Below are 18,287 nucleotides of genomic sequence, written 5' to 3' on the forward strand. Positions count from 1 at the left end.
ACTCAGGCCGGACTGGGCAGCGCCGGCTGACACAGCAGCCAGTCATGGAGCAGCGCCTGCAGCTCCTCGAACTTCACCGGCTTGGCCATGTAGTCGCTCATCCCCGCAGCCAGGCAGCGCTCGCGGTCGCCGCTGTGGCTGTGGGCGGTGATCGCCAGCACCGGCAGGTCGGCGCAACGCGGCAGCGTGCGAATCGCCCGGCAGGTGGCGAAGCCGTCCATCACCGGCATCTGGCAATCCAGCAGCACGGTGTCGATGGCTTCCCGGCGCAGCAGCTCGATGGCTTCGGCGCCGTTGTCGGCCGTGCGCACGCGGTAGCCGAGCTTGAGCAGCATGCCGCGAATCACCAGCTGGTTGATGGCGTTGTCCTCCACCACCAGCACGGTGCACTGGTCGGGACTGCGCAGTACTTGACCGCCCGCGCGACGCGGCGGCGGAGCGATGCCCTGCACCGGCTGGCCGACATGCAGCTCCAGGGCAAAGCGACTGCCCTGCCCCGGCTTGGATTCGTGGCTCAGCGTACCGCCCAGCAACGCAACCAGCTTGCGGGTCAGTGCCAGGCCAATACCAAGGCCGCCGTACTCGCGGGTCAGCGATCCGTCGAGCTGGAAGAAGCGCTGGTACAGCGCGCCATCCGGCGGAGTGGAAAAGCCGATGCCGCTGTCCTGCACTTCGATGCGCAGCGCCAGCCCTTCGTTGTTCGGCACACCGGCCACCCGCAGGTGGACACCACCCTGGTGGGTGAACTTGATGGCGTTGTCGATCAGGTAGCCCAGCGCCTGGGTCAGCTTGCCGGCATCGCCCTCAAGGGTGTCGGGCAGGCTCTCGTCCAGCTGCAGGACGAAGCGCAGTCCGCGCTCTTCGGCACGCGGCGCGTACTGCGCGCGCAGGCCGTCGCACAGGCCGCGCAGACTGAACGGCTCGCGGCGCGGATAGAGCTTGCCGGCCTGCAGCTCGATCAGCGCGAGGATGTCGTTGACCATGCGCATCATGTCGCGCGCCGAGCCGGTGGCAGTCTTGTGATACTGCGCCAACTCGATGTCCATGGGCACCGTCTGCATCAGCTCCAGCGAACCGATCACCCCGCTCATGGGCGTGCGCAGTTCATGGGTGACGGTAGCGAGGAATTCGTCCTTCAGGCGGTTGCTGCTGGCCAGCTCCAGGTTCAGCTGCTCCAGCTTGCGGCTGGTTTCCTGGAGGATGCGCGTGCGCTCCTCCTTCATGGCATTGATGCGGTCCGCCAGCGCCAGGGACAGCAGGCCGACCTCCAGCGCCGAACCGATCTGGCTGGCGTACATGGTCAGGAAGACGTTGGGCAGCAAGCCCAGCACCATCAGCGTGTTGATGACTCCGCCGAGCAGAAAGGCGCTCCAGGCAAAAATGAAGTAGCGCGCCACGCGCATGCCGCGCAGCCAGGCGACGATGCCGGCAGTGAAGATCACCACGGTGAAGGCCAGCGCCAGGTAGGTGGCCAGCCGCAGGGCGATGGCGTAGCTGACGGTCAGCGCCAGCACCATCACCAGCGCGCCAACCCCCATCAGCACGCGCAGGATGCGGTCGATCCACAGACTGTGCTCGCGGGTATGCAGGAAGCTGCGGGCGAACTGGCAGCCGAACAGGCCGGCCGAACCGATCAGGAAAGGCGTGGCGGCGTTGGCCCACCAGGGGTTGTTCGGCCAGAAGTACTCGATGCCGGCGCCGTTGACCGAGATCTGGTAGAAGCCGAACGAGGCTATATAAAGGATGTAATAGAGATAGCTGGTGTCGCGGACGCTGAGGAAGATGAACAGGTTGTAGATCAGCATCACCAGCAACACGCCATAGATGATGCCCAGCACATAGATGCGCCCCGGCTGCTCTTCCAGGTAGGCCTTGGATGACCAGAGCGTCAGCGGCGCCTGGATCGAGCCCTGGCTTTCCAGGCGCAGGTAGACGCGCAACGGCTTGCCCGGTTCCAGCTTGAGGTCGAACAGGTAGTTGTTCTGGCGGATCGGCCGGCTGTCGAACGGCAGGGTGTCGCCGGTGCGCTGGGCCAGCTTGAAGCCGCCCTGGCCGTCGGGCAGGTAAAGGTCGAGCTTGTCCAGCGGCGGGTAGGCCAGCTCCAGCAGCCAGTTGGCCGGGTCGCGCGAGGCCTCGGGCTGGTAGTCCAGGTCCAGACGCAACCAGAACACCGAGCGCGAGTAGCCGGCATTGAGCACGTCGCGCTCATGGTGGCGAAAACTGGCGGCCAGCGCCGGCGAACTGATCTCGGCGATATCAGCCGTGCCGCGCACGTCCTCGAAGACATCCATCGCCCGCCCCAGGGGCAGTTGCCCGACGTGCTCGTCGAAGCTGATGGCGCCCGCCACTGGCGAGAGGATGAGAAGGATCAGGAAGATCAGCCAGTGCCGCATGGTGCCCCGCAGTGCCGCCGACAGCTGCGCCGGAGATCCCCATCCCCTGCATTGGCGCGCCGTGGAGGCGTTGTGTTGGAATCGGCGAACTCTAGCACAGGCCTTGTGGCCCGTGGCATTCGACCATTCGGGCAGGGCGCGGCCGGGCGATGCGCATTGGACCGTTCGGTCAGCTCAGCGTGGCGATTTGGTGATAAGCTCCCGCGCCATGAAAACACCTGCCTCCCGTCCCGTAGTGCTCTGCCTGTCCGGCCACGACCCCAGTGGCGGTGCCGGCCTGCAGGCTGATATCGAAGCCCTGATCGCCCAAGGCTGCCACGCGGCGCCGACCGTCACCGCGCTGACCGTTCAGGATACCGTCAACGTTTCCGACTTCCGCGTGCTCGACCGCGAGTGGGTGCTGGCCCAGGCCAACGCCGTGATCGCCGATCTGCCGGTGGCTGCGGTCAAGCTGGGCATGCTCGGCTCGGTGCAGATGGTCGACACGGTCGTGGAGGTCATGCAGTCCCTGCCGGGCATCCCGCTGGTCTGCGACCCGGTGCTGCGCGCCGGTGGCGGCGGCTCGCTGGGCAAGGACGACGTGGGCTACGCCATGCGTGAACGCCTGCTGCCGATTGCCGCAGTGGCTACCCCGAACCTGCCCGAAGCGCGCATCCTCGCCGAACTGCCCGAGGGCACCGCGGACGAGTGCGCCGACAAGCTGCTGCCTTATATCCAGACCCTGCTGATCACCGGCGGCCATGGCGACGAGTCCGAGGTGCACAATCGCCTGTACACCCGCGACGGCCAGCGCCACACCTTCACCTGCCAGCGCCTGCCCGGCAGCTACCACGGCTCGGGCTGCACCCTGGCGAGCACCCTCGCCGGCCGCCTGGCCCTGGGCGAGGAACTGGTGAGCGCGGTGCGCAGCGCCCTGGACTACACCTGGCGCACTCTGCGCGACGCGGAAGCGCCTGGCCACGGCCAATACGTGCCGCGCCGCCTGCCACTGGACTTCTGCAACTGATCTGATCGAGGCCTTGATGAAACTGCGCGGACTCTACGCCATCACCGACAGCCAGCTGCTCGACGGCGGCCGCCTGCTGCCCTATGTCGAAGCCGCCCTGAAGGGCGGCGCCAGACTGCTGCAGTACCGCGACAAGTCCGACGACGCCTCGCGCCGCCTGCGCGAAGCCGAGGCCCTGCGCGACCTCTGCGCGCGCTACGGTGCCACGCTGCTGATCAACGATGACGCCGAACTGGCCGCGCGCCTGGGCGTCAGCGTGCACCTGGGGCAGACCGACGGCTCGCTGGCCGCCGCCCGCGCCCTGCTCGGCCGCGACGCGGTCATCGGCGGCACCTGCCACGCCAGCCTCGAGATGGCCGAGAAGGCCATTGCCGAGGGCGCCAGCTACGTCGCCTTCGGCCGCTTCTTCGCCTCCCAGACCAAACCCGGCGCGTCCGCCGCCAGCGTCGAACTGCTGGAGCAGGCCAAGGCCCGCTTCAACGTGCCGCTGGTGGCCATTGGCGGCGTAACCCTGGACAACGCGCCCGAGCTGATCGCCCGCGGCGCCGACATGATCGCCGTGATCCACGCCCTGTTCGCCGCCGACACCCCGGCCGAAGTCGAACAGCGCGCCCGCGCCTTCAGCCAACTCTTCGAAACCCGCTGAGCGCCACGCGCCCAGCCCTTCACAGCTTCGCGAGGTACACCATGTCCCGTTCCGAAACGCTTTTCGCCAATGCCCAGAAACACATCCCCGGTGGCGTGAACTCGCCGGTGCGCGCGTTCAAGAGCGTCGGCGGCACCCCGCTGTTCTTCAAGCACGCGGAAGGCGCCTACGTGGTGGACGAGGATGACAAGCGCTACGTCGACTACGTCGGCTCCTGGGGCCCGATGATCCTCGGCCACAGCCATCCGGACGTCCTCGACGCCGTGCGCAAGCAGCTCGACCACGGCCTGTCCTACGGCGCGCCGACCGCGCTGGAAGTGGAAATGGCCGACCTGGTCTGCTCCCTGGTGCCGTCCATGGACCTGGTGCGCATGGTCAGCTCCGGCACCGAAGCCACCATGAGCGCCATTCGCCTGGCCCGCGGCTACACCGGCCGCGACAGCATCATCAAGTTCGAGGGCTGCTACCACGGCCACTCCGACAGCCTGCTGGTGAAGGCCGGTTCCGGCGCCCTGACCTTCGGCGTGCCGAACTCCCCCGGCGTGCCGGCGGCCTTCGCCAAGCACACCCTGACCCTGCCCTACAACGACATCGCCGCCGTCGAGAAGACCCTGGCCGAAGTTGGCAAGGACGTGGCCTGCATCATCGTCGAGCCGGTCGCCGGCAACATGAACTGTGTGCCGCCGGCCCCGGGCTTCCTCGAAGGCCTGCGCAGCCTGTGCGACCAGCATGGCGTGGTACTGATCTTCGACGAAGTGATGACCGGCTTCCGCGTGGCCCTGGGTGGTGCCCAGGCGCACTACGGCATTACCCCGGACCTGTCGACCTTCGGCAAGATCATCGGCGGCGGCATGCCGGTGGGCGCCTTCGGCGGCAAGCGTCAGATCATGGAGCAGATTTCCCCGCTCGGCCCGGTCTACCAGGCCGGCACCCTGTCGGGTAACCCGCTGGCCATGGCCGCCGGCCTGACCACCCTGCGCCTGATCAGCCGCCCCGGCTTCCACGACGAGCTGACCACCTACACCACCCGCATGCTGCAAGGCCTGCAGGAGCGCGCCGACGCCGCCGGCATTCCCTTCGTGACCACCCAGGCGGGTGCCGCGATGTTCGGCCTGTACTTCACCGGCGCCGATGACATCGTCACCTTCGACGACGTGATGACCAGCGATGCGGAACGCTTCAAGCGCTTCTTCCACCTGATGCTGGATTCGGGCATCTACCTGGCTCCGAGCGCCTTCGAGGCCGGCTTCACCTCCATCGCCCACGGCGAAACCGAGCTGAAACTGACCCTGGACGCCGCCGAGCGCGCTTTCGCCGCACTCAAGTAAGCCGCCCCACGCGAAGGCGCCCGTCCGGGCGCCTTCCGCTCTGTCCCGATGCTTTCAGCGCTTTATCCCGGCGTTACACTCACCCCGCCATCACAGTCGTTTCCAGCAAAAAAACAGAAAAGAAGGTAAAGACTTTGTAAGGAAGCGCCTGCTTATTTCATAATGTGAAGGCTGGCGCATTTCGCTGGCCGGGTTTTACCCGCCCCGATCCTGGAGGCCGTTTCTCCCCATGTACCGTTCCGGTCGCACCCTGCTGGGCTGCCTGTTGCTCGCACTGCCCCTGTTAACTCAGGCGGGCGGCAACTCGCTGCTGATTCCAGCCACCGGACGCTGCACCCTGAACACCGTGCCCGAACAGCTGCAACAGGCACTGGCCAGCTGCCAGCAAGCCGCCAACGCCGGCGACGCACAGGCGCAGTTCGAACTGGGGGAGTTTTTCTACACCGGCGAGCGCGCGCCGCGCGACTTCCAGGCCGCCCTGCACTGGTACGAGAAAGCCTCGCTGCAAGGCCACGCCGACGCACAGCTGCGCCTGGGCACCATGTTCTTCCGTGGCGAAGGCGTGAAGGCCAACAACGTGCAGGCCTACATCGTGCTGAAGATGGCCGCGGTCAACGGCGCCGAAGACGCCATGGACAGCGCCGACCTGGTCGCCGAGCAGATGAACAAGGACGAATTGGACATCGCCACCAAGGTGCTTGGACAGATCTTCCGCAACTACCTGATCGAACTGCAGACCGCCGGCAATTCGCCGTTCTCGCCACTGCCCTGATTCACGCCCCGGTAGATACGTGTAGGAGCGGGCCATGCCCGCGATCGCGCGCATGGCGCGCTCCTACAGTTTGAGACTGGATTCCGTGGTCCGAACTCAGAGCTCATGGCACCCAGCGTTTTCCACCCGCCAGAAGCAGCGTCCAGCTCAGAAAATAGCGCAGAAGGTCAGTTGTCCTTGCCCGGCATCGGCATGGGGAACGGCATCACGTTGCCGCTGGGCTTGGCCTCACTGATCTTCGCGGTGCCCAGGCGCTCCACTTCGTCGATGCGGATGATCGAGTGCAACGGCACGAAGCTGCGGATGACGCCGTCGAACTGCGCCTTGAGCTTCTCCTCGCTGGGGTCCACCACCACCTGGGTGCGCTCGCCGAAGACGAACTCCTCAATCTCCAGGAAACCCCACAGATCGCTCTGGTAGATCTGCTTGGCGTACATCTCGTACACCTGGCCCTGGTTGAGGAAGACCACCTTGTAGATCGGGTTCTCGCGCTTGCTCATGAACGAAGGATGACAGCTTTGCAAAAAGGGCACGCAGCATAGCACAGACAACCACCCCTCAAGCCCGCCGCTGGCAGATGCCCGCACCGGGGCTTATAATGCGCGGTCATTTTTTAACCAGAACAAGACAGGTTCCATGGCCAAGAAGCTTTTCATCCAGACCCACGGTTGCCAGATGAACGAGTACGACAGCTCGCGCATGGCCGACCTGCTGGGTGAACACCAGGCCCTGGAAATCACCGAAAAGGCCGAAGAAGCCGACGTCATCCTGCTCAATACCTGCTCGATCCGCGAGAAGGCCCAGGAGAAGGTGTTCTCCGAGCTGGGCGCCTGGCGCACCCTCAAGCAGCAGAACCCCGACCTGGTGATCGGCGTCGGCGGCTGTGTGGCCAGCCAGGAAGGCGCGGCCATCCGCGAGCGCGCGCCGTACGTCGACGTGGTGTTCGGTCCGCAGACTTTGCACCGCCTGCCTGAAATGATCGACGCCGCCCGCACCACCCGCAAACCGCAGGTGGACGTGTCCTTCCCGGAAATCGAGAAGTTCGACCGCCTGCCCGAGCCACGCGTCGACGGCCCTACCGCCTTCGTCTCGGTGATGGAAGGCTGCAGCAAGTACTGCACCTTCTGCGTGGTGCCCTACACCCGCGGCGAGGAAGTCAGCCGCCCGTTCGACGACGTGCTGGCCGAGGTGATCCACCTGGCCGAGAACGGCGTGAAGGAAGTCACCCTGCTGGGCCAGAACGTCAACGGCTACCGGGGCCCGACCCACGACGGGCGCATCGCCGACTTTGCCGAACTGATCCGCGTGGTCGCCGAGATCGATGGCATCGAGCGCATCCGCTACACCACCTCGCACCCGCTGGAATTCTCCGACTCGCTGATCGCCGCCCACGCCGAAGTGCCGCAACTGGTGAAGTTCGTCCACCTGCCGGTACAGGCCGGCTCCGACCGCATCCTCGCGGCGATGAAGCGCAACCACACCGCGCTGGAATTCAAGTCGCGCATCCGCAAGCTGAAGGCGGCGGTGCCGGACATCTGCATCAGCTCGGACTTCATCATCGGATTCCCCGGCGAGACCGAGAAAGACTTCGAGCAGACCCTGAAGCTGGTGGAGGACGTCGGTTTCGACTACTCCTTCTCCTTCATCTACAGCTCGCGCCCAGGCACCCCGGCCGCCGACCTGGCCGACGACACTCCGGACGAGGTGAAGAAGCAGCGCCTGCTGACGCTCAACAGCCGCCTCAACCACCAGGGTTTCGAGATCAGCCGACGGATGGTCGGCACCATCCAGCGCATCCTCGTCACCGATTACGCCAAGCGCGACCCCGGCCAATTGCAGGGCCGCACCGAGAACAACCGCGTGGTCAACTTCCGCTGCGACAATCCGCGCCTGATCGGCCAGTTCGTCGACGTGGAAATCTACGAGGCGCTGCCAAACTCCTTGCGCGCGACCCTGGTGGAAGCACGCCACTGACAGTAGAAGCACGTCACTGGCAACCGACCGTTGACTACCCCCTTGGCGACTGAACTTTCGTACTCGGTCGCGCGGGGTTATTCTTCGACCATCTCCCTTTGAAGCACGGCGACTTAGACAACACCTTGAACGCCCCCCTGGATATCCATCGTTTCCTGCTCGAGCCCTTCGAGGCCCGCAGCTTCGCCAACCTGTGCGGTCAGTTCGACGAACACCTGCACCAGATCGAGAAGCGCCTCGGCATCGAGATCCGCAACCGCGGCAACCAGTTCGAACTGGTCGGTGACCCCGAGCGCACCCAAGCGGCCGAAAACCTCCTGCAGCGCCTCTACCGCGAAGTGCAGAACGGTACCGAGCTGACGCCTGACATGGTCCACCTGTTCCTGCAGGAGTCCGGCCTGGAAGAGCTCTCCGTCGAGCCCGTCGCCCCGCTGGTCACGCTCAAGACCCGTCAGGCGCACATCCGCCCGCGCGGTGCGAACCAGCAGCGCTACGTGAAGGCCATCCTCGACCACGACATCAACTTCGGCATCGGCCCGGCCGGCACCGGCAAGACTTACCTCGCCGTGGCCTGCGCCGTGGACGCCCTGGAGCGCGAGCAGATTCGCCGCATCCTGCTGGTGCGCCCGGCGGTCGAAGCCGGCGAGAAGCTCGGCTTCCTGCCCGGCGACCTGTCGCAGAAGATCGACCCGTACCTGCGCCCGCTGTATGACGCACTGTACGAGATGCTCGGCTTCGAGACCGTGGCCAAGCTGATCGAACGCCAGGTGATCGAAGTCGCGCCGCTGGCCTATATGCGCGGCCGCACGCTGAGCAACAGCTTCATCATCCTCGACGAAAGCCAGAACACCACGATGGAACAGATGAAGATGTTCCTCACCCGGATCGGCTTCGGCTCCACCGCGGTGATCACTGGCGACGTTACCCAGGTCGACCTGCCCAAAGGCACGCGCTCGGGCCTGAAGCACGTGATGGAAGTGCTGCGCGACGTCCCCGGCATCAGCTTCACCCACTTCAAGTCCAAGGACGTCGTGCGTCACCCGTTGGTGCAGCGCATCGTCGATGCCTACGACGCCTACGAGAATCGCCTGACCGGCGTAGAAGGCCAGGGCAACAAGCATGCTTGAACTGGACCTGCAGGTCGCCTCCGAAGCGACCGGCCTGCCGAGCGAAGCGCAGTTCCGCCACTGGTGCGAACTGGCCCTGCGCCAACGCCAGAATGATTCGGAACTCACCATCCGCCTGGTGGACGAAACCGAAGGGCGCGAACTGAACAAGACCTGGCGACACAAGGACTACGCCACAAACGTACTGTCCTTCCCCGCCGACGTTCCCGACGAGCTGCTGGACATCCCGCTGCTCGGCGACCTGGTGATCTGCGCCCCCGTGGTCACTCGCGAGGCCGCCGAACAGGGCAAGTCCGCCGAGGCCCACTGGGCCCACCTCGTCATCCATGGCTGCCTCCACCTGCTCGGCTACGATCACATCGAAGATGAAGAAGCCGAGGAAATGGAAGGCCTGGAACGCGAATTGCTGGCTGAACTGGGTCACCCGGACCCATACGCGGCCGATGAAGAATAAAAGCCACCGAGCAAGGAAAAGATGAGCGAAGACCGATCGAGCAATGGGCACAAGTCGTGGTTGGACAAGATCACCCAGGCTTTTGCCCATGAGCCGAGAAACCGCCAGGAGCTGCTTGAGCTGCTGCGCGAAGCCCACGACAACAAGCTGCTGGACAGCGAAGCGTTGTCGATCGTCGAAGGCGCGATCCAGGTGGCGGACCTCCAGGTCCGCGACATCATGATCCCGCGCTCGCAGATGATCTCCATCAAGTCGACGCAGAAACCTGCCGACTTCCTCCCGGCCATCATCGAAGCGGCGCACTCGCGTTACCCGGTGATCGGCGAGAGCCTGGACGACATCATGGGCGTCCTGCTGGCCAAGGACCTGCTGCCGCTGATCCTTCACGACCAGAACCACGCCTTCAACATCAAGGACCTGCTGCGCCCGGCCACCTTCGTGCCCGAGTCCAAGCGCCTGAACGTGCTGCTGCGCGAGTTCCGCGCCAACCGCAACCACATGGCCATCGTCATCGACGAATACGGCGGCGTGGCGGGGCTGGTGACCATCGAGGACGTGCTGGAGCAGATCGTCGGCGACATCGAGGACGAGCACGACGTCGAGGAAGACAGCTACATCAAGCCGCTGCCCAGTGGCGACTTCATCGTCAAGGCGCTGACCCCGGTGGAAGCCTTCAACGATTTCTTCGGCGCGGAATTCTCCGACGAGGAATTCGACACCGTCGGCGGCGTGGTGATGAGCGCCTTCGGGCACCTGCCCAAGCGCAACGAAACCACCGAACTGGGCGGCTTCCGCTTCCGCGTGCTGAACGCGGACAGCCGTCGGCTGCACCTGCTGCGCCTCACCCCGCTGCAGGACTGAGCCACCACGCACCCTGTAGGAGCGGGCCATGCCCGCGATCGCGGACAAAGTCCGCTCCTACAGGAGCGCGCGAAACACCCCTCGCTGAATTCCTACAGAAAAACCCTCCGCGTCCTGCAACATCCCGCCGCAGTCAGCTCATGGCTTTTGGCTTTCATCCCCATAGCCTACCGTTCGTCTCTCCATTACTCTTGCGCATCGCTTAACCGCAACAAGGATTTCCGATGCGCTGGATCACCCGCCCCGGCCTGCCAGGCCACCTGCTCGCCCTGGCCGCCGGCGCGCTCACGCCGCTGACCCTGGCCCCGTTCGGCTACTGGCCGCTGGCAGTGCTCTCGCTGGCCCTGTTCTATCTCGGCCTGCGCGGTACCACCGCGGGTTCGGCGCTCTGGCGCGGCTGGTGGTACGGCTTCGGCGCCTTCATCGCCGGCACCAGCTGGATCTACTTCAGCATCCACAACTTCGGTGGTGCGTCCGGGCCACTGGCCGGCTTCCTGGTCGGCGGCTTCAGTGCCGGCGTGGCATTCTTCTTTGCCCTGCCTGCGTGGGTCTGGGCGAAGTTCTTCCGTCGCAACAATGCGCCGGTCAGCGACGCACTGGCCTTCGCTGCGCTGTGGGTGGTGCTGGAGCTGTTCCGCAGCTGGTTCCTCACCGGCTTCCCCTGGCTCTACGCCGGCTACAGCCAGCTGGAAGGCCCGCTGGCCGGCCTCGCCCCGCTGGGCGGCGTCTGGCTGGTGTCCTTCGGCATAGCCCTGACCGGCGCACTGATCATCAACATTCCGGCCCTGACCCGACGCCCGGCGCGCCTGGTCACCGGCCTGGTCCTGCTGATCGCTCCCTGGGCCGTGGGCCTGGGCTACAAGGGTCACGCCTGGACCACCCCGGCCGGCGCACCGCTGAAGGTCGCCGCGTTGCAGGGCAACATCGCCCAGGAAATGAAGTGGGACCCGAAGGCCATCACCCACCAGTTGGAGCTGTACCGCGACCTGACCGCCGAGCAGAACGACGTCGACCTGATCGTCTGGCCGGAAACCGCCGTGCCGGTGCTCAAGGACCAGGCCACCGGCTATCTGGAGATGATCAACGGCGTCGCCACCGCCAAGAAAACCGCGCTCATCACCGGCGTACCGGTACGCGAGAAGACCACCGAAGGCATTCGCTACTACAACGGCATCACCGTGGTCGGCGAAGGCAGCGGCAACTACCTCAAGCAGAAGCTGGTGCCCTTCGGTGAATACGTCCCGCTGCAGGACCTGCTGCGCGGCCTGATCAGCTTCTTCGACCTGCCCATGTCCGACTTCGCCCGCGGCCCGGCCGATCAGCCGCTGCTCAAGGCCAAGGGCTACTCCGTGGCGCCGTACATCTGCTACGAAGTGGTCTACCCGGAATTCGCCGCCGAACTCGCAGCGCAGAGCCAGTTGCTGTTGACCATCAGCAACGATGCCTGGTTCGGCACCTCCATCGGCCCGCTGCAGCACCTGCAGATGGCGCAGATGCGCGCCCTGGAAGCCGGGCGCTGGATGGTGCGCGGCACCAACAACGGCGTCACCGCGCTGATCGACCCGTTCGGCAAGCTGGCGGTGCAGATTCCGCAGTTCCAGCAAGGCGTGCTGCGTGGCGAAGTGGTCCCGATGCAGGGCCTGACGCCGTATCTGCAGTGGCGCGTCTGGCCGCTGGCGATCCTCAGCGCCGTGCTGCTGGTGTGGGCGCTGGTACGCCGCCGTACGCACCCGGAAGAACGCCGACTGTTCGGCTGATTCCAACGAAAAAGGGCCCCACTGCGAGGCCCTTTTTTTTGGCGGAGGCTAGCGGTAGAACAACCGATAGCCAACCAGCCCGATCGCCTCGTTGAGCAACTGCCCGCTCTGCCAGATCGCCCGCCCTTCCGGCAGCCAGCCGCCCATGGGCACCACGTCGTCCGTGCCGATATAGCCCGAGGGTGCCGGCAGCACTTCCAGCCCTGCTTTCTCGAAGCTCCAGATCGAGCGCGGCATGTGGATGGCACTGGTGACCAGCACCACCCGTTTGACGCCGGCCTCGCGCAACATGTCAGCGCTGAACCGGGCGTTCTCCCAGGTCGTACGGCTGCGTCCCTCTTCCCAGCGCACCGGCACGCCGTAATCGTCCAGCAGGCTCCGCGCCATGATTTGCGCTTCGGAAGGCGGCGTGCCGTAGTGCAGGCCGCCGGAAGTCAGCACTGGCAGGCCGCTGGCCTTGGCCAGGCGTGCGGCATAGCGAATACGCTCGCGGGCCATCAGGCCAGGCTGGTCGTCATCCCATGCGCTATCCCCGCGCACCCGACCAGCCCCGAGCACCACGATGGCGTCGGCGCGCTGCGCCAGCCCCGCCCACTCGGTCTGTTTCAGCGCATCCTGCTGCTCCAGCTGGCGTGCGCCCCACTCCACCGTCACCGGCAGGCTCATCACCAGCAGACCGAGGAAACCGGAAAAGAAGCAGAACACCGACAAGCGCGGATAGCGCCGGCGCAGCACGAAGCCCAGGAAGAGCAACAGCAGCAGCAATCCCGGCGGCATGAAAATCTGTTTGAGGATGAAGCGGATAGGCATTGGCGACTCCTTGTCGAGGCGCCAAGCCTAACGGATCGGGGAAATGTCAGCGTGCCTTCGCGTTGCGGAACAACTGCGAGCCACAGGAAGTGCAGGGCAGCACGCCCTGATTGCGGCTCCAGGCCACCGGCGAACCGCACAGCGCGCATTGCAGCTGCTGCGGGCGCGTCACCAGGCGGGGACGGCTGGGCGGTGTGGGTTGGCGCACATGGCGCGGCACCCGAGCCGGGGCACGCTCCAGCATGGCGAGCTCCTCCGCCGCGGCATGCCAGCCACGCAGCCAGTTCACATCCTGGTCCAGATAAGCCCTGATCAACTCCATCTCGGCACTGCTCAAACCGCGCAACTCCAGTTCCACGGGGCATTCGTCACGTAGTCGCTCAGCGGTGTCGGCCTCATCCAGGGCCAGCGCGAGCCGTTGCAACAACCGTTCATACAGACCGGAACCCGAAGCACTTGCGCGATGCAGCTCAGCCATCAGTCACCTCAAGACAGGCGGAAACCTCCCGCCCTCAGGCAAAGCTTAGCGGCACACCCCGTGCAACACCGAGCGTGCGACAAACGGCGCGGGCTACCGGCTCGAGTGGGGGTCATGTATGCTACGAGGCTTTCTGTAGCCGCCCGGCCCGGGTCTTCTCAGGGGTCGGTTCAGCGAAAGGGCCACTCGACCTTCCTGGCTGCACAATTCTTTTCCGTACAGGTTCAAATCGCGCCATGCACGAGCAATATCAGCCTCTCGAGATCGAATCCCAGGCCCAGAACTTCTGGAACGAACACAACTCTTTCCGCGTCGACGAAGTCGCCGGCAAGGAGAAGTTCTACTGCCTGTCGATGTTCCCGTATCCGAGCGGCAAGCTACACATGGGGCACGTGCGCAACTACACCATCGGTGACGTGATCAGCCGCTACCACCGCATGCAGGGCAAGAACGTCCTGCAGCCGATGGGCTGGGACGCATTCGGCATGCCGGCGGAAAACGCCGCGATGAAGAATAACGTCGCCCCGGCGGCCTGGACCTACGACAACATCGCCTATATGAAGTCCCAGCTCAACAGCCTGGGCCTGGCGATCGACTGGTCCCGCGAAGTCACCACCTGCAAGCCGGACTACTACCGCTGGGAACAGTGGCTGTTCACCCGCCTGTTCGAGAAGGGCGTGATCTACCGCAAGAACGGTACCGTGAACTGGGACCCGGCGGACCAGACCGTACTGGCCAACGAGCAGGTCATCGACGGCCGTGGCTGGCGTTCGGGCGCGCTGATCGAGAAGCGCGAAATCCCGATGTACTACTTCAAGATCACCGCGTACGCCGAAGAGCTGCTGTCCAGCCTCGACGACCTGCCGGGCTGGCCAGAACAGGTCAAGACCATGCAGCGCAACTGGATCGGCAAGTCCCGCGGCATGGAGATCGCCTTCCCCTATGACCAGGCTTCCATCGGCGAAGCGGGCCAGCTGAAGGTCTTCACCACCCGTCCGGACACTCTGATGGGCGCCACCTACGTCGCCGTAGCCGCCGAGCACCCGCTGGCCACTCTGGCCGCCGAGCGCGATCCGTCGCTGCAGGCGTTCATCGACGAGTGCAAGCGCGGCGGCGTCGCCGAAGCCGACATCGCCACCCAGGAGAAGAAAGGCGTCGCCACTTCCCTGTTCGTCGAGCACCCGCTGACTGGCGACAAGCTGCCGGTGTGGATCGCCAACTACGTCCTGATGACCTACGGCGAAGGCGCCGTGATGGCCGTGCCGGGTCACGACGAGCGTGATTTCGAGTTCGCCAACAAATACACCCTGCCGATCCAGCAAGTGATCGCCCAGGTCGATGCCGACAACGACTTCGAATCGACCCTCTGGAAAGAGTGGTACGGCCTGAAGGATGAGAGCGTCATCACCGTCAACTCCGGTAAGTACGATGGCCTCGGCTACCAGGCCGCGTTCGACGCCATTGGCGCCGATCTCGCCGCCAAGAGCCTCGGCCAGCAGCGCACCCAGTTCCGCCTGCGTGACTGGGGCATCAGCCGCCAGCGCTACTGGGGTTGCCCGATCCCCATCATCCATTGCGACACCTGTGGCGACGTGCCGGTCCCGGCCGACCAGCTGCCGGTGGTCCTGCCCGAAGACGTGGTGCCGGACGGCGCCGGTTCGCCGCTGGCCAAACTGCCGTCGTTCTACGAGTGCAGCTGCCCGAAATGCGGCCAGCCGGCCAAGCGCGAAACCGACACCATGGACACCTTCGTCGAGTCCTCCTGGTACTTCGCCCGCTACGCCTGTCCGCAGTTCGAAGAAGGCATGCTGGACAAGAAGGCCGCCAACTACTGGCTGCCGGTCGACCAGTACATCGGCGGCATCGAGCACGCCATCCTCCACCTGCTCTACGCGCGCTTCTTCCACAAGCTGATGCGCGACGAAGGCCTGATCGACTCCGACGAACCGTTCAAGAACCTGCTGACCCAGGGCATGGTGGTCGCCGAGACCTACTACCGCGTCGCCGCCAACGGTGGCAAGGAATGGTTCAACCCGGCGGACGTGGAAGTCGAACGTGATGCCAAGGCCAAGGTCATCGGCGCTCGCCTGAAAACCGACGGACTGCCGGTGGAAATCGGCGGCACCGAGAAGATGTCCAAGTCCAAGAACAACGGCGTGGATCCGCAGGCCATGATCGATGCCTACGGCGCCGACACCTGCCGCCTGTTCATGATGTTCGCCTCGCCGCCGGACATGAGCTGCGAATGGTCCGACTCCGGCATCGAAGGCGCCAACCGCTTCCTGCGCCGCGTCTGGCGTCTGGCCCAGGCCCACGTCAACGCAGGCCCTGCCGGCGCCGTGGACAAATCCGCGCTGGACGACGCACAGAAGGCCATTCACCGCGCCATCCACCTGGCCATCCGCCAGGCCAGCCAGGACGTGGGCCAGCACCACAAATTCAACACCGCCATCGCCGCCGTGATGACCTTGATGAACGTGCTGGAGAAGGCCCCGACCGACTCCGCCGCCGACCGCGCCCTGCTGCAGGAAGGCCTGGAAACTGTCACCCTGTTGCTCGCCCCGATCACCCCGCACATCTGCCACGTGGTCTGGCAGGAGCTGGGCAAGGACGGCGCCGTGATTGACGCCAGCTGGCCGCAGGTCGACGAAGCCGCTCTGGTGCAGGACAGCCTGCAACTGGTGGTACAGGTAAACGGCAAGCTGCGCGGCCACATCGAAATGCCCGCCAGCGCCAGCCGCGAGGACGTCGAAGCGGCCGCCCGCGCCAACGAGAACGTGCTGCGCTTCACCGACGGCCTGACCATCCGCAAGGTCATCGTGGTGCCCGGCAAGCTGGTCAATATCGTCGCCAACTAAAAGCAACGCTGGAAAAGACCCATTCGCCCATGGCACCTTCGCCACGGGCATACCGGATCAACAGGAGTGAGGGAAGCTTGATGAAACGTATCCTGACCAGCCTCGCGCTGATCGGCCTGGCCAGCGTGCTGAGCGCCTGCGGTTTCCAACTGCGTGGCCTGGGCGATACGAACTTTGCGCTCAAGGAAATCGACGTGAGCGCGCGCAACGCCTATGGCGACACCGTCACGCAGCTCAAGCAGGTGCTTGAAGGCAGCGGCGTGAAAGTCCTCTCGCGTGCGCCGTACCACCTGATCCTCGCCCGCGAAGACGTGACCCAGCGTAGCGTCAGCTACACCAGTTCGGCGCGCAGCGCAGAAAACGAACTGACCAACACCCTGAGCTACGAGATTCGTGGCACCGACAACCTGCTGCTGCTCGCCAACCAGGTTCAGGTCCGCAAGGTCTACGTGCAGGACGAGAACAACCTGATCGGTTCCGACCAGGAAGCCCAGCAGATTCGTGCCGAAATGCGCCGCGACCTGGTCCAGCAGATGGTTACCCGCCTGCAGATGATCACCCCGGCCCAGCTCGACGACCTGCAGGCCAAGGCAGAAGCCAAGGCCAAGGCCGAAGCGGACGCGATGAAGGCCGCGGACGAGGCTGCCAAGTCTCAGCCGCAGCAATCGCCGATCGAATTCCCGAAAGCGCAGTAAGCGACAAGGGGCCGGCCAACCGGCCCCTTTCTCATTATGAAGCTCAATCCCGGACAACTCGCCAAACACCTGCAAGGCAATCTCGCGCCCGTCTACGTCGTCAGCGGCGACGAACCGTTGCTCTGTCAGGAAGCCTGCGACGCCATCCGCACCGCCTGCCGCCAGCGCGATTTTGGCGAACGCCAGGTATTCAACGCCGAAGCCAACTTCGACTGGGGCCAGTTGCTCGAAGCCGGCGCCAGCCTCTCGCTGTTCGCCGAAAAGCGCCTGATCGAACTGCGCCTGCCCTCCGGCAAGCCCGGCGACAAGGGCGCGGCGATCCTCCAGGAGTACCTGCAGCGCCCGCCGGAAGACACCGTCCTGCTGGTCAGCCTGCCCAAGCTCGACGGCAGCACGCAGAAGACCAAATGGGCCAAGGCCCTGATCGACGGCAATGCCGCCCAGTTCATCCAGATCTGGCCTATCGACGTACACCAGCTGCCGCAGTGGATTCGCCAGCGCCTGTCCCAGGCCGGCCTCGCCGCCAGCCAGGAAGCCGTTGACCTGATTGCCGCGCGCGTCGAAGGCAACCTGCTGGCTGCCGCCCAGGAAATCGAAAAGCTCAAGCTGCTTGCCGACGGCCAGCAGATCGACGCCGATACCGTGCAGGCCGCCGTGGCCGACAGCGCGCGTTTTGACGTCTTCGGTCTGATCGATGCAGCCCTCAACGGCGAAGCCGCCCACTGCCTGCGAATGCTTGAGGGCCTGCGCGGCGAAGGCGTCGAGCCACCGGTGATCCTCTGGGCCCTGGCCCGGGAAGTCCGCGTGCTCGCCAGCCTCGCTCAGCAGTTCAGCCAGGGTATACCGCTGGACAAGGCCTTCAGCCAGTGTCGCCCGCCCATCTGGGACAAGCGCCGCCCGCTGATGAGCAAGGCTCTGCAGCGGCATACCGCGCAGCGCTGGAACCAGATGCTGCAGGACGCCCAGCTGATCGATGCGCAGATCAAGGGGCAGGCACCCGGCAACGTCTGGAACAGCCTCGCCCGCCTCGCCCTGCTGGTCGCAGGGCAGCGCATCGGCCTGCCTTCGGCCTGACCTCAGCCGTTACGTGCCGGCCACGCCCGCGCTAGCGCCCATCGGACGCTCCTA

General features: G+C 65.2%; 16 protein-coding genes. 12 read left to right on the forward strand and 4 right to left on the reverse strand.

Going from position 1 to position 18,287, the window contains the following annotated elements:
* Nucleotides 1–2: 2 nt before the first annotated feature.
* A complete protein-coding gene (locus IB256_RS27925; RefSeq protein WP_192404776.1) occupies nt 3–2,393 on the reverse strand; it encodes a hybrid sensor histidine kinase/response regulator in 2,391 nt (796 codons plus the stop codon).
* A 208-nt stretch (nt 2,394–2,601) separates the two neighbouring features.
* On the opposite strand from IB256_RS27925, the gene IB256_RS27930 reads away from it, so the two are divergent.
* The 4 genes from IB256_RS27930 (at nt 2,602) to IB256_RS27945 (ending at nt 6,145) form a co-directional block, all read left to right on the forward strand.
* Nucleotides 2,602–3,399: a hydroxymethylpyrimidine/phosphomethylpyrimidine kinase gene (locus tag IB256_RS27930; protein WP_192290462.1), complete on the forward strand. Its 798-nt coding sequence runs from the start codon at nt 2,602–2,604 to the stop codon at nt 3,397–3,399.
* Nucleotides 3,400–3,415: 16 nt separating this feature from the next.
* Nucleotides 3,416–4,045 (forward strand): thiamine phosphate synthase, encoded by a 630-nt coding sequence (gene thiE, locus IB256_RS27935; protein WP_192404777.1) that lies wholly within the window; start codon nt 3,416–3,418, stop codon nt 4,043–4,045.
* A gap of 41 nt (nt 4,046–4,086) precedes the next feature.
* A complete protein-coding gene (gene hemL / locus IB256_RS27940; RefSeq protein ID WP_192404778.1) occupies nt 4,087–5,373 on the forward strand; it encodes a glutamate-1-semialdehyde 2,1-aminomutase in 1,287 nt (428 codons plus the stop codon).
* Between the two features lie 229 nt (nt 5,374–5,602).
* Complete coding sequence (locus IB256_RS27945; protein WP_192404779.1) at nt 5,603–6,145, forward strand: tetratricopeptide repeat protein; 543 nt, start codon at nt 5,603–5,605, stop codon at nt 6,143–6,145.
* A 167-nt stretch (nt 6,146–6,312) separates the two neighbouring features.
* Here IB256_RS27945 and IB256_RS27950 read toward each other — a convergent pair whose 3' ends face one another.
* The gene (locus IB256_RS27950; protein WP_138216935.1) at nt 6,313–6,645 is read right to left on the reverse strand and encodes a DUF1820 family protein; all 333 of its coding nucleotides are present in this window, start codon (nt 6,643–6,645) and stop codon (nt 6,313–6,315) included.
* Between the two features lie 136 nt (nt 6,646–6,781).
* On the opposite strand from IB256_RS27950, the gene miaB reads away from it, so the two are divergent.
* The 5 genes from miaB (at nt 6,782) to lnt (ending at nt 12,318) form a co-directional block, all read left to right on the forward strand.
* Nucleotides 6,782–8,119, forward strand: coding sequence for a tRNA (N6-isopentenyl adenosine(37)-C2)-methylthiotransferase MiaB (miaB, locus tag IB256_RS27955; protein ID WP_192404780.1), 1,338 nt, complete (start codon nt 6,782–6,784; stop codon nt 8,117–8,119).
* 125 nt (nt 8,120–8,244) lie between these two features.
* Nucleotides 8,245–9,246, forward strand: coding sequence for a PhoH family protein (locus tag IB256_RS27960; protein WP_192290470.1), 1,002 nt, complete (start codon nt 8,245–8,247; stop codon nt 9,244–9,246).
* Nucleotides 9,239–9,700, forward strand: a complete 462-nt coding sequence (ybeY, locus tag IB256_RS27965; protein ID WP_192290472.1) for an rRNA maturation RNase YbeY — start codon at nt 9,239–9,241, stop codon at nt 9,698–9,700. The genes IB256_RS27960 and ybeY overlap by 8 nt, the downstream gene beginning before the upstream one ends.
* A gap of 21 nt (nt 9,701–9,721) precedes the next feature.
* Nucleotides 9,722–10,561: an HlyC/CorC family transporter gene (locus IB256_RS27970; RefSeq protein WP_015475436.1), complete on the forward strand. Its 840-nt coding sequence runs from the start codon at nt 9,722–9,724 to the stop codon at nt 10,559–10,561.
* Nucleotides 10,562–10,785: 224 nt separating this feature from the next.
* Nucleotides 10,786–12,318 (forward strand): apolipoprotein N-acyltransferase, encoded by a 1,533-nt coding sequence (gene lnt / locus IB256_RS27975; protein WP_192404781.1) that lies wholly within the window; start codon nt 10,786–10,788, stop codon nt 12,316–12,318.
* Between the two features lie 48 nt (nt 12,319–12,366).
* Here the strand turns inward: lnt and IB256_RS27980 are convergent, their stop codons facing one another.
* Nucleotides 12,367–13,128: a YdcF family protein gene (locus tag IB256_RS27980; protein ID WP_192290476.1), complete on the reverse strand. Its 762-nt coding sequence runs from the start codon at nt 13,126–13,128 to the stop codon at nt 12,367–12,369.
* Nucleotides 13,129–13,174: 46 nt separating this feature from the next.
* On the reverse strand, nt 13,175–13,606 hold the full coding sequence (locus tag IB256_RS27985) for a hypothetical protein (RefSeq protein ID WP_151189310.1): 432 nt from the start codon (nt 13,604–13,606) through the stop codon (nt 13,175–13,177).
* Between the two features lie 236 nt (nt 13,607–13,842).
* Here IB256_RS27985 and leuS point away from each other — a divergent pair, with 236 nt between their 5' ends.
* The 3 genes from leuS (at nt 13,843) to holA (ending at nt 18,233) form a co-directional block, all read left to right on the forward strand.
* Nucleotides 13,843–16,464 (forward strand): leucine--tRNA ligase, encoded by a 2,622-nt coding sequence (leuS, locus tag IB256_RS27990; RefSeq protein WP_192404782.1) that lies wholly within the window; start codon nt 13,843–13,845, stop codon nt 16,462–16,464.
* Nucleotides 16,465–16,544: 80 nt separating this feature from the next.
* Complete coding sequence (gene lptE, locus IB256_RS27995; protein ID WP_192404783.1) at nt 16,545–17,159, forward strand: LPS assembly lipoprotein LptE; 615 nt, start codon at nt 16,545–16,547, stop codon at nt 17,157–17,159.
* A 36-nt stretch (nt 17,160–17,195) separates the two neighbouring features.
* Nucleotides 17,196–18,233 carry a DNA polymerase III subunit delta gene (holA, locus tag IB256_RS28000; protein ID WP_192290484.1) on the forward strand — a complete coding sequence of 346 codons (1,038 nt, stop codon included), beginning with the start codon at nt 17,196–17,198 and terminating at the stop codon, nt 18,231–18,233.
* The last annotated feature ends 54 nt before the right edge of the window (nt 18,234–18,287 follow it).

This window comes from Pseudomonas sp. PDM17 (assembly GCF_014851985.1).
Taxonomy (GTDB): domain Bacteria; phylum Pseudomonadota; class Gammaproteobacteria; order Pseudomonadales; family Pseudomonadaceae; genus Pseudomonas.

Coding starts and splice junctions, on each gene's coding strand:
- IB256_RS27925 (WP_192404776.1), bottom strand. CDS start 2,393: ATGCGGCACTGGCTGATCTTCCTGATCCTTCTCATCCTCTCGCCAGTG.
- IB256_RS27930 (WP_192290462.1), top strand. CDS start 2,602: ATGAAAACACCTGCCTCCCGTCCCGTAGTGCTCTGCCTGTCCGGCCAC.
- thiE (WP_192404777.1), top strand. CDS start 3,416: ATGAAACTGCGCGGACTCTACGCCATCACCGACAGCCAGCTGCTCGAC.
- hemL (WP_192404778.1), top strand. CDS start 4,087: ATGTCCCGTTCCGAAACGCTTTTCGCCAATGCCCAGAAACACATCCCC.
- IB256_RS27945 (WP_192404779.1), top strand. CDS start 5,603: ATGTACCGTTCCGGTCGCACCCTGCTGGGCTGCCTGTTGCTCGCACTG.
- IB256_RS27950 (WP_138216935.1), bottom strand. CDS start 6,645: ATGAGCAAGCGCGAGAACCCGATCTACAAGGTGGTCTTCCTCAACCAG.
- miaB (WP_192404780.1), top strand. CDS start 6,782: ATGGCCAAGAAGCTTTTCATCCAGACCCACGGTTGCCAGATGAACGAG.
- ybeY (WP_192290472.1), top strand. CDS start 9,239: ATGCTTGAACTGGACCTGCAGGTCGCCTCCGAAGCGACCGGCCTGCCG.
- IB256_RS27970 (WP_015475436.1), top strand. CDS start 9,722: ATGAGCGAAGACCGATCGAGCAATGGGCACAAGTCGTGGTTGGACAAG.
- lnt (WP_192404781.1), top strand. CDS start 10,786: ATGCGCTGGATCACCCGCCCCGGCCTGCCAGGCCACCTGCTCGCCCTG.
- IB256_RS27980 (WP_192290476.1), bottom strand. CDS start 13,128: ATGCCTATCCGCTTCATCCTCAAACAGATTTTCATGCCGCCGGGATTG.
- IB256_RS27985 (WP_151189310.1), bottom strand. CDS start 13,606: ATGGCTGAGCTGCATCGCGCAAGTGCTTCGGGTTCCGGTCTGTATGAA.
- leuS (WP_192404782.1), top strand. CDS start 13,843: ATGCACGAGCAATATCAGCCTCTCGAGATCGAATCCCAGGCCCAGAAC.
- lptE (WP_192404783.1), top strand. CDS start 16,545: ATGAAACGTATCCTGACCAGCCTCGCGCTGATCGGCCTGGCCAGCGTG.
- holA (WP_192290484.1), top strand. CDS start 17,196: ATGAAGCTCAATCCCGGACAACTCGCCAAACACCTGCAAGGCAATCTC.